Raw genomic sequence first — 14,792 nt, forward strand, 5'->3', positions numbered from 1 at the left:
ATAGTTATTTAGCTAAACCATTGTGATTTAAATACTGCCGCCGGGGAGGATGGTGAAACCGACATCAACCATCCTCGGCGCTACCGCCTCTCCGCGCAGTTTTGCCAGCAAACGCTCGGCACCAATTTGCCCCATTCTTTCACGCGGGGTAAGCACACTGGCCAGCTTGGGTACCATCGACTGGCCAATATCGTGACCATGGAAACCCGCTATTGCCATATCATAAGGGATAGATAACCCCTGACGCTGACACTCAAATACAGCACCAATTGCCAGGTCATCATTGGTACAAAAAATACTGTCAATCAGTGGATAACTGGCTTGCGCTTCACGCAACAACTCAGCACCTGCCGAATATGACGATGAACGGCTGGTCATCACGCTCATCGGCACCAAACCGGATTCACGCATCGCCTGCTCATAGCCTTGCTGCTTAATGACGGTACGCTCATCCTGACGTGCACCAAAATAGACAACATGGCGATGGCCTTTGGCGATAACTTGCTGCGTCATCTGCCTTGCCGCTTCAAAGTTATTAAAGCCCACAGCCAAATCAATACACGGTGAAATACAATCCATCAGCTCAATGACTGGAATCCCCGCGACCTCAATCATTTTCAATGTACGGGCGGTATGGTGACGTTCGGAGAGGATTAGGCCGTCAATATTATAAGAGAGTAACGAGGTTAACCGTTGCTCCTCACGCTCTTTCTGATAGCCATAGTGCGCTAGCATAGTCTGATAGCCATGCGCATCCGTCACACTCTCAATGCCGCGCAAAACCTCGGCAAAAACCTGGTTGGTCAATGACGGCAACAATACACCGATGGCATGACTGGTCGCGTTGGACAGGATATCGGGGGCGCGGTTGGGGATATAGCCCAGTTCGTCTAATGCCAGCGCGATTTTTTTCTGCAAAAGCGCAGAAACTTGTTCTGGATTACGCAAATACCGGCTGACGGTCATTTTTGTCACCCCAACCATATCGGCGACGTCTTGGAGCACTGGCCTTTTTTTCTTCATTATCAATGAACTGAGGCTGGGTAAATGGGATGCTATTCTAGCAAAGAAAAGGGTATGGCGCGATGCACATACCCTTTTTTACATATACCCGTCATACTTCAAGCTGCCTATGCGTTGGCTGCTTTCTTTCACCCGAATCACTTACCTGAGTAAGCTCATCGGGATTCACTCAATTGCCGCCTTCCTGCAACTCGAATTATTAGGGTATGAGATGGTCAAACTTAAACTGGCGGTAAATCAAACAACAAAATTTCACTGTCTTCATCAGCATGAATAGAAAGTGCAGCTTCATCCCAGATAGCGAATGCATCGCTGGCCGCAGCATGATGCCCATTGATAGAGACCTTACCACGGACTACCTGTATCCAGATGCGGCGCTCTGCTTGAATCTGATAAATGGACTGCTCCTCGCGTTTCAGTGCCCAGCGCCAGAGTGTCATGTCCTGGAATACTTTCAGCGAGCCATCGCGGGCATCCGGTGATAACACCAACTGCCGCCCTTGCGGGATATCAAACATCTGCTGTTCATAACGCGGCTCCAAACCTGTCTTATTGGGGATAATCCAAATCTGGTACAAATGCAGCGGTTGGTCGTCACGGCCATTATATTCTGAATGGCGGATACCGGTACCTGCGCTCATAATCTGGAATTCACCGGCATGGATCTGCTCTTTATTACCCATACTGTCTTTGTGCTCGACAGTACCAGACAGCACATAAGTCAGAATTTCCATATCTTTATGCGGATGGGTACCAAACCCCTGACCTGCATCGATCACATCTTCGTTAATCACTCGCAGTGCTGAAAACCCCATAAATTCTGGATCGTAATAATCAGCGAATGAGAAGGTATGCCAACTGTCCAACCAACCGTGATTAGCATGGCCACGTTCTTCTGCTTTGCGTAAATAGATCATGTTCAGTTCTCCTCAACGTTTTCTTTAGTCTAGATGTCGCGGGAGAATATGAAAGCGTAAAAAACTCACTCCTCTGTTCAAAAAATTCGACTGATTAATAAGTTGAAAGACAAATGATTTGAATTTGAAGTAATTAGCGAAAGAAAACGTTGAGAGAACTTGAGATATGACTGCCTACGAACCAATGATGCAGCGAACAAACAGTGCGAAATAGGCAAAAAAAAAGCCAGCACCCGGCTGGCTAAGTAAACACTGGAAGCAATGTGAGCAATGTCGTGCCTTCGTAATGTGAACACCTAAACACTGATGGCCTCATCTGAAAGCACGACAATGATAATCATTATCACTCTCACTTGTAAAGTGTTTTTTCTAACCACCTGCAATATTATTGACTCAGGTAAATAAAACGCTATTTTATTAGGTAATTCAAATAGTAAGAGTAAGGGTATGTTTATGGAAAATGTGCAGATACGCCATGTGGAGTTCACCGACTATCCCGCTTTGCGGCAGTTATTTTCTCATCCACAGGTTTATCGCGACACGTTACAGCTTCCCCTACCTTCTGAAGAGATGTGGGCCAAAAGAATTAAAGATTTTCCCGCCGGGATGCATAGCCTGGTGGCATGTATTGACGAGGAGATCGTTGGGCAATTGACTGTCGAAGCCAACCAACGGGCACGGCGTAAGCATGTCGCCACTTTTGGTATTGCCGTTGATGCAAATTACTGTGGACAAGGCATCGGCAGTGTATTAATGACTGCCATGATTGATTTATGTGATAACTGGTTGAATATACAACGTATTGAGCTAACAGTGTTTGTCGATAATCTGGCGGCTATCGCGCTTTACCGCAAGTTTGGCTTTGAAATTGAAGGTACCAGCCCACGCTTTGCTTTTCGCGAGGGCCAATATATCGATGCGTATCATATGGGGCGAATCAAGATATCCGCCTAATCCTCAGGGGATAGTGTATCAGCCTATCCCCTGCCATAACTGAATATGACTAAATGCTCGCGGTTTCTTTAATATAGTGGCGGGCTTTTACTGCATACTCAAATGGATTAGCGATAGCCGGATCCTGCTCTGCCTCTACTACCATCCAGCCCTGATAGCCTTTTTCATCCAGCAATTTAAATACCGGACGGAAATCAATTACCCCATCGCCCGGTACAGTGAACATGCCTTTTTTCACCCCATCGAGGAAACTGAGTTTATTCGCTTTCACATCAGCCACTATTTCATCCCGCACATCTTTTAAATGAACATGATTAATACGCGGCAGGTATTTCTCCAAAATAGCCAGCATCGCCGCCTGGCTCCCCTCAGAAACATAGGCATGACCTGTATCAAAGAGCAGATATACATCGTCGTTAACCATACTCATATAACGATCTATTTCTTCGGTAGTTTGGATCCCCGTCCCCATATGGTGGTGCAAACAGACTTGCATACCTTTGGTTGCCGCAATCTTGGCTAATTCGTTATAACCATCAGCAACTCGCTGCCATTGCACATCAGTGAAGTGTGGTTTTTCTTCAAATACTGCCTTCGTCGTCCCTTGAATGCTCTTACTTTGTTCTGAGCAACCAATCACTTTTGCGCCCATTATATGGAGGAAATTCATATGATTAATAAATTCATCAATGGTCTTGGTCCGCTGGTCATCGGCAAAGAAAGTGCTAAACCATGCATTACAAATCTGCATACCGCGCAGCTCAAGCATAGGTTTAAGTACGTTAGGATCTCGCGGGTATTTACTACCAACCTCGCAACCAGTAAATCCGGCAAGAGCCATTTCACTGATACATTGTTGGAAGGTATTTTCTTTGCCTAAGTCAGGCATATCATCATTGGTCCAGCCAATTGGCGCGATTGCTAACTTCACACGTTCTTTATTCATAATAAACCTCTGCGATACATCCAATTTATAGAGATGAATACAATTAAAATGTGATTAATTGCCCGTCTTTAATGCAGGAAAATATACCTTTGGCGCTTGAAGCTGCGGCGTTGTTCACTGCAACGTCAATAACGTTGGGCTAAGTTTTTATTTAAAATCTTAAAGAGAACTTGCAACTGAGGCCGCCGGGCGACTTTATTTCCCCAACAATTCGCGCTCAATACGTTCGCGAGTAGCCACCGCCTGATGCACCATTTTTTCTGGATAACCAAAAAGAGAAGTCGCAATAATTGACTCACCACCGACTTTAAAGGTGCGATTAGCGAAATCCATATCGCGCAGAGTTTGAAATAAGGCAGAGAAATCGACTTCCCCTTCACCAATACCAACATGTTGATGAATAACCGCATCAACACCTGGTGGATTCACAATATAACGGCAATGCTTGGTGTGATTCATGGTGTCTGCAATCAATACATGAGAAAGGTCAACACCCGCATATTTCAGCATGCTGGCAACGTCTCCTTTGCCCTTATCGTAGAAAAAGGTATGGGGCACGCTATACAGATACTTCACATTATCGCTGCGGAGTGATTTCACTAAATCTGCGGTTTCATTATTTTCTTCACAAAAATCCCACGGATGAGATTGAATCTCTACCCGAATCCCTTCCCGCTCAATAATCGGCAATAACTCTTCCATTGAGCGATACCACATCTCTTCGCAAACTTCTGGCTCATTTGGATCGCCAGAAAGTTCGGTATTAATCACAGAGACACCCATTTCAACTGCAATTTCAATCATTCTCTTCCAGTTGGTCACCGCAGCCTGCCGCCTTGCCTCGAGTGGCCCAGCCCAACGATAAACCACAATAAAGGAAGATATTTGCACCCCGGTTTCTTTTAGTACTTTCTTATATTCAGCAACAACTTCGCGGCCCGCTTTTGGGTGTTTATAAAATGGGTTTAACTGCGGATGCGGTGATTGTTCAATATAGTCATATCCCCATTCTGCCACTTGACGAACCATATTGCTGATACCAAGGCCTTTAATGACATCAACATCAAATGCAATCTTCATCGCTCCCCCGTTTCACGCAAGATACATGCAAGCTTGAGATAAACTCCATTTGCAACAAAAAACCTGACTATGCGGCAGCAGGCTAGCTAGCGCACAGGCAGCAGAGTTTGATGTTATTTATTATAAAAATCAGGTCGTGGCGGCAAACTCACAGGAACAATTTCACCGCTATTCTGTGCCGCAATACAGGCATCCGCAGTAACGGCGGCAGCAAAACCATCCCAGGCAGAAGGACCGGTGAGTTTTTCAGCTAAAACGTCATTGATAAATGCTTGTAACTCAACATCATAAGCATCAATAAAGCGGTCTTTCCAATCGGTCAGTATTTCATGCGATAGCCGTGCCTGGCTGCGCATCAGCACGGATGAGGGTTCTGGTAATTTTGCAATACCGGTATCACCTACCACTTCACATTGAATATCATAGCCATATTGACAGTTCACAAAGATTTCAACATCTATACGCGTTCCTTTCGCCGTTTCAAATAACACCACCTGCGGGTCTTTCAGATGCGCTTTAGCGTGTTTGGCTTTACGTGGGAAAACAACCTGAACGGAGACATAATCATCATCCAGCAGCCAGCGCAGTACATCAATCTCATGGATCAATGTGTCAGTAATAGCCATATTGGTGGTGTAATTTTCGCCGACTCTCGGGTTACGGTGAGCACAATGCAGCATCAAGGGTTCACCGATTTCCCCACGAGTAATCACATCTTTCAGTGCGCGATAACCCTGATCATAAGGGCGCATAAACCCAACCTGAACCAAGCGTTTACCCTTGGCGGCTTCAGCCTCTACAATTCGCTTACACCCTTCAGCTGTCACCGCCAACGGCTTTTCACAAAATACATATTTACCCGCAGCGATGGCTGCCAGAACAAACTCTTCGTGACTCGGCCCCCAAGATGTGACTAATACCGCATCCACCTCTTTTGCATTAATCACTTCATGCCCATCGGCATAGATATTCGCCTCAATACCCAGATCACGAATAACTTTAGTGGCATGCTGCTGATTGATATCCGTTACAGCAACCACACGAGCGCCCTGTAAAACTTTACTGCAACGACGAATATGATCCTGGCCGATAGCACCTGTTCCGATGACACCAATATTTAACGACATATTATTTTCCTCATGAAGTTTCGGTTTGCAGGTGATACCTGCTCGTTTTACGACTTCACATCCAGCTCAACTTGCAAGTTGCAGGTGCGTTGGCAGCCCTCATGACTCGGCACATCCCTGTACCGCCATTTTGTGTGTTGAAAGCTATTGGGTATAACGCATTGATTGCCTGCTTAATTAGCCTTAGTAATCACGGGCTTTGGCGATATTTTTTTCCAGCTCACGAACCACTGCATCGGTTCGTTCACTTTCAGAAACCTGAGCAACCCCTACCCGCCACCAACTCAGGTATTTATGTACCATGGTCTTTGGCAGCACTTTTATGTCAATCAAGGTAGAAATTGCCTGCGAATGGGCATCGGTTAATGCATCGATCAGCTGTTGCTCGGTAGAAACACGATATGTTTTACAGCCATAGGCGGCAGCCAGCATGGCAAAATCAACCGGAACAAGACCGCCATCTAATTGGCCTGTGTCCTCATTACGAAAGCGGAATTCTGTGGCATAGCTGTCCATGCCATGTTCCATTTGCAGGTTGTTGATGCAGCCATTCGTCATGTTATCGAACAGCACAACGTTAATTTTTTTACGCTCTTGAATAGAGGTAACCAGTTCGGAATGCAGCATCATAAATGCGCCGTCCCCAACCAATGAGTAGACCTCCCTGTCTGGTTCAGCTAACTTCACACCCAGTGCGGCACCCACCTCATAACCCATGCACGAATAACCGTATTCGACGTGATAGTCGTTACTCCCTTTGGTACGCCACACCCGCTGTAAATCGCCGGGCAAACTACCCGCAGCCGCAACAATGATGGCATCAGGAGGTAATGTGTTATTCAGTACTCCCAGCACTTGGCTTTGCGTCAAGAAAGAGCCGGTTTTATTGATAAATTCAGCAAAAACCTGTTCACGGTCCAAATGGTCATTAATTTCAGGAACGAAATCGTCGGCGCGGTATTGCACTTGATAAACCCGCCGCGTTTCAGCTAATTGTTCCGCGCGCATGCGAGCAATTTCATCCCCCCATCCGGCTTGATAACCGGTAGTGCCAAGCTGTTGATGCAATGCTGATAATGCCTCACGCGCATCAGCCAACAATTGCAAACCATCCAATTTGCCGGCATCAAAGGCACTGACATTAATATTCAGGAATGAAACGTCTGGATTCTGGAATAACCATTTAGAGGACGTGGTGAAATCGCTATAGCGAGTGCCAACGCCGATCACCAGATCCGCCTGTTTTGCTAATGTGTTAGCAGCCAGGCAGCCGGTTTCACCAATACCACCAAGATTTAATTCATGTTCTGAGCTGATAGTGCCTTTACCGGCTTGCGTTTCTACCCACGGCAAACCAAAACATTCAGCAAATCGTTGCAATGCCTGGCCGGCTTGTGAGTATTTCACCCCTCCCCCACATACCAAAATGGGCTTACGTTTGGCGGTCAGTAACGCAATGGCATCAGCCAGCATAGCGGCACTGGCAGGGCGTCTGTCAAGGCGATGAACTCGCTTGTGGAAGAAATAGTCAGGATAGTCATAGGCTTCAGCCTGCACATCTTGTGGCAAGCTCAGTGTCACAGCCCCCGTTTCTGCCGGATCAGTCAGAACCCGCATCGCATTAATACAGGCTCTCATCAGTTGCTCTGGCCGCGTAATGCGATCCCAGTATTTACTAACCGGTTTGAATGCATCATTAGTGCTGATGCTAAGGTCATGAGATTGTTCTATTTGTTGTAACACTGGGTCCGGTTGGCGGGATGCAAATACGTCGCCTGGGAGCAATAGTAGAGGAATACGATTGGCCGTTGCCGTTGCAGCGGCGGTAATCATATTAGCGCTGCCCGGCCCGACGGATGAGGTGCAGGCATAAATTTGCTGGCGCAGTTTTTGTTTGGCAAAACCGGTAGCGGCATGGGCCATCCCTTGCTCATTCCGCCCCTGATGAACCACTAAATCGCCACAGTTTTGTTCCAACGCCTGCCCCATTCCCAGCACATTACCGTGGCCAAAAATAGCAAAAATCCCTTTGATAAATTTGATTTCCTGACCATCAACTTGCAGGTATTGGTTGTCCAAAAACCGGACTAATGCCTGTGCAGTGGTTAGCCGAATCTTATTCATTTACCCATCCTTTGCTCTGTTGCGCTACATCATGGTGACCAAGTGACGTTCAGCCCCTGAAGATACATATGCCGGAGAGAAGCAGCAGACTTGTTAGCTTTCGCCTGGCTGACGACAGTAAGGTGAAACATAGCAGGGATTATAAACAAATATTTTTTTCATAAAATAAAATTACAGAAGAAACATTTCATTCTGCGATGAAGATCAAATATTCTCAGAAACACTGAAATAACGCGTCCCCCCTCTTACCATGCAATCGACCGTTCATTTCCAATCGTCAATAAAAACGCATAATTAATTGATATTAATATACTATTTTGATTTTAACTCTTCTTTATTACACCTCGAAAACACTGCCAATAACCGGCCTAAGCTTTTGGTGTAAGTCCCATTTTCAGACCTGATATGAGGCTTTTATCTTCGTCACACAACCGGGGAATAAATTTCATTTAATCTTGAACTTGAAATTTTTATTCCTCATACTGGTTTTAGAAATGTCATTACAGGTTTATTTCATCGGTCACTGTCGGGGCTTGGTTTAATACAGAAGGAAATGGGGATGGGTACACAACACAAAGTACTGGATGTCATATGTATCGGTCGTATTGCCGTCGATTTTTATGGGCAGCAGATTGGTGCCCGGCTGGAAGATACCAGTACATTTGCCAAATATTTAGGCGGGTCATCAGGTAATGTTGCTTATGGCACGGCAATTCAGGGCTTGAAGTCAGGCATGCTGGCACGTGTTGGCGATGAACATATGGGCCGTTTCCTACGCGAGGAATTACAGCGTGTTGGGTCTGATACCCGTTTTCTTATTACTGATAAACAACGGCTGACAGGTCTGGTTATTCTGGGTATTAAAGATCAAGAGACTTTTCCACTGATCTTTTACCGTGAAAACTGCGCTGATATGGCCCTGACGCCAGATGATATTGACGAGACATATATTGCTTCATCACGCGCGCTGGCAATCACGGGTACACATCTTTCGCATCCGAATACCCGAGCAGCAGTGCTAAAAGCATTGGAATATGCCCATAAGTATGGGTTGCGCACAGCGCTCGATATTGATTATCGTCCGGTATTATGGGGCCTGACCTCACTTGGAGACGGTGAAACGCGTTTCATAGAGTCGCAAAAAGTAACGCAGGAATTGCAGGAAGTACTGCATCATTTCAATTTAATCGTTGGTACAGAAGAAGAATTTCACATTGCGGGGGGGAGCACAGATACGCTGACAGCCCTGCAAAATGTGCGTAAAACCACGCCAGCGACACTGGTTTGCAAGCGCGGAGCACAAGGTTGCTCTGTTTTTGAAGGGGATATTCCCACCCGTTGGGAGTCAATCAAACTGCATTCTGGTGTGCGCGTCGAGGTTCTCAACGTATTAGGGGCTGGCGATGCCTTCATGTCTGGCCTGCTGCGCGGTTATCTGAATGATGAAGGCTGGGAGCAAGCCTGCCGCTACGCCAATGCCTGTGGGGCGCTAGTTGTTTCACGTCATGGTTGTGCTCCAGCGATGCCGACAAAAATTGAACTGGATGATTATCTTAGCCGCGAATATTCCGTGTCACGCCCTGACAAGGATAGCCGCCTTAATCATTTACATCGGGTGACTACCCGTAAGCAACAGTGGCCTGAACTTTGTGTTTTTGCCTTTGACCACCGCAAACAATTGGCTGATATGGCCCGTGAAGCCGGTGTTGGTGAAGAGCGCATCCCAAAACTTAAGACATTGTTGCTACAAGCAGCGCAACAAGCCGCTTTGGAGTCTGGATTGGAGCATAAAAGTGGCATTCTGGCTGATACGACATATGGTCAGGAGGCGCTCAATATCATTACCGGCCAGGGATGGTGGATAGGCCGCCCCATAGAATTACCCAGTTCCAGGCCATTACGGCTTGAACACGGTAATATTGGTTCCCAGCTAATAGATTGGCCACTTGAACATGTTGTTAAGTGTCTGGTTTTTTATCATCCCCAAGACCGTGCAGAACTGCGCCAACAGCAGGATGAGCTGATTGTGGATGTATATCGTGGATGCTGTAAATCAGGACATGAATTGCTACTGGAAGTGATTTTACCTGAAGATAATAAGGATAAGGATGAGCGCTATTATATTGAAACTATGGCTCATTTCTATCAACTAGGCATTCAGCCAGATTGGTGGAAGCTGCCGCCGCTAACGGCAGAAAACTGGCAACTGGTTGGCAAACTGATTGAAACTGAAGATCCCTATTGCCGAGGTGTATTAATTCTTGGGCTGGACTCGACAGAGGCCGTATTAAAAGCAGGGTTTGCCGCTGCTGCACACGCCCCGTGGGTTAAAGGTTTTGCTGTCGGCCGGACCATTTTTGGCCTGGCATCGCGCCACTGGTTACAAGGTGAATTGAATGATGCCGAGTTAATGACACAAGTGAAACAAAATTACCAAACCCTGATCGGTTATTGGCGTGACTATCGCCCTGCGATTTGAATTAAAAACGACTCTATCGGCGCTGAAGTGATACTGCCTCAGCGCCACTATTATGCCGCTATCTACGCTGTTTATTCCCCATAAAGCCAAAAAAATCCTGATTTCCATCAAAGTTAATAAAGGAATATCTTTAGATTTCATTCATTTCTATTAATATAGTTTGGTGAATTTATTTAAGTTGCGATGAAATAAAAGCAAATACTGACATCAATAAATGAAATTTTCCAACCACCTGTTAGAATACTGTCAGATAGACTCAAAGAACTTGGGGTTGCAGCCAGCCAAAGCGAACACATCTCGACGAGCTGACACATGTCAGTCATTCGGGTGAATAACCTTAGCTAACAACCTTGCAGCTTTAAGTACGAAGGGAATAACCCCTGAAATTTCCTCTGCCGTGGGCCGAATGGATGAATAACCCTACTCAACTTTCATTGTTACAAGACCAAATTCGTCATCGCTATGAGACGTTAAGCAAACGCTTAAAACAAGTTGCCCGTTATATATTGGATAACAGTAATAGCATTGCATTTGATACGGTTGCTTCTATTGCGGCTCAAGCCGACGTACCACCTTCAACATTGATCCGATTTGCTAATGCCTTTAATTTCAGCGGCTTCAACGAAATGAAACAGGTATTCCGCCAGCATTTGATGGAAGAAACCGTTAACTATACTGAGCGAGCACGGTTATTCCGCCAAATATCGACAGATGGCAGTACGGCACCAGAAAGTCCGGCAGAAATACTGAATGTATTTACCATGGTAAATGCACAAGCGCTGCAACAACTGGCCGTACAAACCAGCGCAGAACAGTTGGAGAGAGCAGTTAACTTGTTGAAAAATGCTGAAAATATCTATGTGATTGGTCTACGTCGCTCTTTTAGTGTTGCTTCTTATCTCACCTATGCGTTACGCCATCTGGAACGTCGTGCTTTTCTGATCGATGGGCTAGGGGGAATGTTCTCTGAACAACTGAGCATGGTGAAACCCAAAGACGTAGTGATCGCCATTAGTTATTCACCTTATGCGCAAGAGGCGTTAGAACTGGTGGAATTAGGGGCGAAGAGTGGTGCACAGCAGATTGCGATTACAGATAGCCAGGTCAGCCCATTAGCGGCTTTTAGCGATGTGTGTTTTGTCGTGCGAGAAGCTCAAGTTGACGGTTTCCGTTCGCAAGTAGCCTCTATGTGTCTAGCACAAACATTGGCAGTTTCACTGGCACTGAATAACGCGAAAGAGTAAACACTCCAATAGGAGACTCTGTTTGTTTTTCGTCATTTCTGCTCACACCTAGAATGGGTAGGATTCCTCCTACCCCATTATTATATGCTTTAGCCAGAGTAAGTTAGCTGTTATTAACCGGATAGTTATCGCTGTTGATCCATGCGTGGTCTTTCTCCCAGGTAAATTTCCATAACCGTACCGGCCCTGCCATCACATTCAAATAATAGTTGTCGTAGCCTGCTAACGTTGCCACCGGGTGATAACCTTTGGGGACTTTCACCACATCACGGTTATAAACAGGCATACACTCATCCAGTGAACGGTCGTCAGTATAAACACGCTGCATACAGAAACCCTGTTCAGGGTTCAACCGGTGATAATAGGTTTCTTCAAGATAAGTTTCGTCGGTAGAATTTTCCTGATCGTGTTTATGACTTGGATATGAGCTGGTGTTCCCTTCGTCTGTGTAGACCTCTACCACCAACAAACTGTCCGCAGGCTCACTGTCAGGCAGAATATTATGCACTAACCGCTGGTTGCGCCCCTTACCGCGCCGTTCGACCCCGACATCAGCCGGCGTAATCAGGCGGGAAGGCAAATGCCCCTGTGCAGGGGCACGGCATACCGCCAATTCCAAGTCAGTTTCTGCCACCACTTTCACATGATCATGATGTGGGACATAAACAGAATAAGGCGGTGTTCGTTCGAACGGACTCATACGTTTACCAATATGTGGGTATTCAGCGTGCAGAGTTGAAACTGAAGCAACACCAGCAACCAATACCAGACAGAGTTCATTGTCACCACTGTCCAGAACTAATGCTTTACCCGCAGTAAGACGATAGACATCAAATCCAACAAAACGCCAACCCGCATTTTGCGGTGAAATGTGTTGAATACGTCCATCCGCATCCGGTAACTGACATTTGGCAAGCAGTGAAGACATAATAGCTCTCCTGTTAACACTGAAATTAACCCAAGGCACACCCACTGATAGCATTAGCCAAGTGTTGGCATACTGTACTCTGAAACCGTTTGCTGGCCGGTAGGCCAACGGGCAGTGGTTGTTTTCATCCGGGTGTAAAAACGCACGCCATCGGTACCGTGAACATTTAACGCACCGAATACCGAGCGCTTCCAGCCACCAAAGCTATGGAATGCCATTGGGACAGGTACTGGAACATTGACGCCAACCATTCCGGCCTGAACTTCATGCACAAATAGCCGCGCATAATGGCCGCTACTGGTAAAAATAGCGCTGCCGTTGCCAAACTCATGGCTATTAACTGTATCAATGGCTGTTTGGTAATCAGGGACTCTGACAATACCCAGTACCGGCCCAAAAATCTCTTCCCGATAGATTTTCATCTGTGGCGTGACATGGTCAAACAGAGTGCCGCCTACATAATATCCCTGCTCATAACCTGCAACTTTATAATTGCGGCCATCGGTGACTAACGTTGCGCCCTCTTTCACACCTTGATCGATATAACCGAGCACTTTTTTCTGATGGGTGGCTGAGATTAGCGGCCCCATCTCATTTTCTTCACCACTTTGCTGCAAGCCAGGGCCGACTCGCAAGTGAGTGATGAGTGGTTTTAACTTCTCAATTAATTTGTCCGCGGTGTCATCACCCACGACAACCGCAATCGGCAAAGCCATACAACGTTCACCCGCCGAACCAAATGCACCACCCATCAATGCATTTACTGTGGCATCCAAATCAGCATCAGGCATGATAATTGCCTGATTTTTAGCAGCACCAAATGCTTGTACGCGCTTACCGTGTGCACTGGCAGTAGTATAAATATGTTCAGCTACGGTAGAAGATCCAACAAAACTGACGGCCTGAATTCGTGGGTCAGTGCAGAGTTGGGCTGCACTCTCATTTGAACAGTGAATAACATTGAATACACCATCCGGTAACCCAGCTTCAGTCAACAATTCCGCCAGACGAACAGAGGCTGACGGGTCTAATGCCGGTGGCTTCAGGATAAAGGTATTGCCGCAAGTTAAGGCAACGGGGAACATCCACATCGGGACCATAGCAGGAAAGTTAAACGGTGTTATACCTGCGACCACACCTAACGGCTGCATCATGGAAAAACAATCCACCCCCGTACCAACATCTGCGGAATATTCACCTTTCAAGAGATGTGGAATGCCACAGGCAAACTCGACGACTTCCAGCCCACGGGTGATCTCACCCAACGCATCGGAATAAACCTTGCCGTGCTCACGGACAATCAACTCAGCCAACTCATCACGATGTTGCTCAATCAGTGCTTTAAAGTTAAACATAATACGGGCGCGACGCAGTGGGGTAGTCCGTGACCAATCGGCAAATGCTTGATGAGCCACGCCGATAGCCTGATTAACTTCCTCGGCAGTACTTTGCGTAACCTGGCTTTCGACTTTACCGGTGGCTGGATTATGAATCTCGGCAGTCTGATTGCTGGAACTCAGGGAATTCTTCCCGCCAATAAAGTTACTCACGATTTTCATGTCTAACCCTCTTCTCAATAGCTGCTACCGCAAGGTTCGCTCAAAGTGGCTTTAACCTGACACTCATTCCTAACGGACCATACGCTCAATCAGTAAAGGCTATCTTGTGGTGGGACCAAAATAGCCAGCAAGGCGACCTGCCACCAGAGAGGCGAAAAACCAGCCGACATGCAGACTCTATTCCATTGAAAAAAAAGTTTCAAATAACTTCTTTTAGAAATTTTGTTTTGTGCGATGTATCGCAAGTTCCTGCAAGGCTTTAACACCACCATCAAAAAAGCCAGATAGCCCACGCAACGTGCCAAAAAGGCTAAAAAATCTCGTTCTTTTGCGATAAATAAATTGTTAAGGTTAAAAAAACAACGGCAATAGCTCGATTTCATTGGTTCTTAATGAAAGCTGAATCGCTTT

At 46.3% G+C, this 14,792-nt stretch carries 11 protein-coding genes; 3 read left to right on the forward strand and 8 right to left on the reverse strand.

Annotation, left to right across the window (positions count from 1 at the left end):
- Positions 1-27: 27 nt before the first annotated feature.
- Complete coding sequence (gntR, locus tag V2A84_RS18230) at positions 28-1,023, reverse strand: gluconate operon transcriptional repressor GntR (protein ID WP_372560295.1); 996 nt, start codon at positions 1,021-1,023, stop codon at positions 28-30.
- Positions 1,024-1,244: 221 nt separating this feature from the next.
- Positions 1,245-1,940 carry a pirin family protein gene (locus V2A84_RS18235; protein ID WP_372568482.1) on the reverse strand — a complete coding sequence of 232 codons (696 nt, stop codon included), beginning with the start codon at positions 1,938-1,940 and terminating at the stop codon, positions 1,245-1,247.
- A gap of 453 nt (positions 1,941-2,393) precedes the next feature.
- On the opposite strand from V2A84_RS18235, the gene V2A84_RS18240 reads away from it, so the two are divergent.
- Positions 2,394-2,894: a GNAT family N-acetyltransferase gene (locus tag V2A84_RS18240; protein ID WP_083161285.1), complete on the forward strand. Its 501-nt coding sequence runs from the start codon at positions 2,394-2,396 to the stop codon at positions 2,892-2,894.
- A 49-nt stretch (positions 2,895-2,943) separates the two neighbouring features.
- On the opposite strand, the gene iolE is transcribed toward V2A84_RS18240, so the two are convergent.
- The 4 genes from iolE to iolD all read right to left on the reverse strand — a co-directional run bounded on the left by iolE (position 2,944) and on the right by iolD (position 8,171).
- The gene (gene iolE / locus V2A84_RS18245; protein WP_083161287.1) at positions 2,944-3,840 is read right to left on the reverse strand and encodes a myo-inosose-2 dehydratase; all 897 of its coding nucleotides are present in this window, start codon (positions 3,838-3,840) and stop codon (positions 2,944-2,946) included.
- A 195-nt stretch (positions 3,841-4,035) separates the two neighbouring features.
- Entirely contained in the window at positions 4,036-4,920 is an 885-nt protein-coding gene (locus tag V2A84_RS18250) for a sugar phosphate isomerase/epimerase family protein (protein WP_083161289.1), read from the reverse strand.
- A 113-nt stretch (positions 4,921-5,033) separates the two neighbouring features.
- Positions 5,034-6,047 carry a Gfo/Idh/MocA family protein gene (locus V2A84_RS18255; protein WP_083161291.1) on the reverse strand — a complete coding sequence of 338 codons (1,014 nt, stop codon included), beginning with the start codon at positions 6,045-6,047 and terminating at the stop codon, positions 5,034-5,036.
- A gap of 183 nt (positions 6,048-6,230) precedes the next feature.
- Entirely contained in the window at positions 6,231-8,171 is a 1,941-nt protein-coding gene (gene iolD, locus V2A84_RS18260) for a 3D-(3,5/4)-trihydroxycyclohexane-1,2-dione acylhydrolase (decyclizing) (protein ID WP_442849003.1), read from the reverse strand.
- 559 nt (positions 8,172-8,730) lie between these two features.
- Here iolD and V2A84_RS18265 point away from each other — a divergent pair.
- Both V2A84_RS18265 and V2A84_RS18270 read left to right on the forward strand, forming a co-directional pair.
- A complete protein-coding gene (locus tag V2A84_RS18265; RefSeq protein ID WP_083161295.1) occupies positions 8,731-10,650 on the forward strand; it encodes a bifunctional 5-dehydro-2-deoxygluconokinase/5-dehydro-2-deoxyphosphogluconate aldolase in 1,920 nt (639 codons plus the stop codon).
- A 410-nt stretch (positions 10,651-11,060) separates the two neighbouring features.
- On the forward strand, positions 11,061-11,894 hold the full coding sequence (locus V2A84_RS18270; RefSeq protein WP_083161297.1) for a MurR/RpiR family transcriptional regulator: 834 nt from the start codon (positions 11,061-11,063) through the stop codon (positions 11,892-11,894).
- Between the two features lie 103 nt (positions 11,895-11,997).
- Here the strand turns inward: V2A84_RS18270 and iolB are convergent, their stop codons facing one another.
- Both iolB and V2A84_RS18280 read right to left on the reverse strand, forming a co-directional pair.
- Complete coding sequence (gene iolB, locus V2A84_RS18275) at positions 11,998-12,822, reverse strand: 5-deoxy-glucuronate isomerase (RefSeq protein WP_083161299.1); 825 nt, start codon at positions 12,820-12,822, stop codon at positions 11,998-12,000.
- Between the two features lie 53 nt (positions 12,823-12,875).
- A complete protein-coding gene (locus tag V2A84_RS18280; protein ID WP_083161301.1) occupies positions 12,876-14,381 on the reverse strand; it encodes a CoA-acylating methylmalonate-semialdehyde dehydrogenase in 1,506 nt (501 codons plus the stop codon).
- Positions 14,382-14,792: the final 411 nt, after the last annotated feature.

This window comes from Yersinia sp. 2553 StPb PI, assembly GCF_052217105.1.
GTDB classification, from domain to species: Bacteria; Pseudomonadota; Gammaproteobacteria; order Enterobacterales; family Enterobacteriaceae; genus Yersinia; species Yersinia enterocolitica_E.

Excerpts from the sequence above, each read along its gene's own strand:
- V2A84_RS18270 (WP_083161297.1), top strand. The coding sequence starts at position 11,061 with ATGAATAACCCTACTCAACTTTCATTGTTACAAGACCAAATTCGTCAT.
- V2A84_RS18265 (WP_083161295.1), top strand. The coding sequence starts at position 8,731 with ATGGGTACACAACACAAAGTACTGGATGTCATATGTATCGGTCGTATT.
- V2A84_RS18240 (WP_083161285.1), top strand. The coding sequence starts at position 2,394 with ATGGAAAATGTGCAGATACGCCATGTGGAGTTCACCGACTATCCCGCT.
- V2A84_RS18250 (WP_083161289.1), bottom strand. The coding sequence starts at position 4,920 with ATGAAGATTGCATTTGATGTTGATGTCATTAAAGGCCTTGGTATCAGC.
- V2A84_RS18280 (WP_083161301.1), bottom strand. The coding sequence starts at position 14,381 with ATGAAAATCGTGAGTAACTTTATTGGCGGGAAGAATTCCCTGAGTTCC.
- iolD (WP_442849003.1), bottom strand. The coding sequence starts at position 8,171 with ATGAATAAGATTCGGCTAACCACTGCACAGGCATTAGTCCGGTTTTTG.
- gntR (WP_372560295.1), bottom strand. The coding sequence starts at position 1,023 with ATGAAGAAAAAAAGGCCAGTGCTCCAAGACGTCGCCGATATGGTTGGG.
- iolB (WP_083161299.1), bottom strand. The coding sequence starts at position 12,822 with ATGTCTTCACTGCTTGCCAAATGTCAGTTACCGGATGCGGATGGACGT.
- iolE (WP_083161287.1), bottom strand. The coding sequence starts at position 3,840 with ATGAATAAAGAACGTGTGAAGTTAGCAATCGCGCCAATTGGCTGGACC.
- V2A84_RS18235 (WP_372568482.1), bottom strand. The coding sequence starts at position 1,940 with ATGATCTATTTACGCAAAGCAGAAGAACGTGGCCATGCTAATCACGGT.
- V2A84_RS18255 (WP_083161291.1), bottom strand. The coding sequence starts at position 6,047 with ATGTCGTTAAATATTGGTGTCATCGGAACAGGTGCTATCGGCCAGGAT.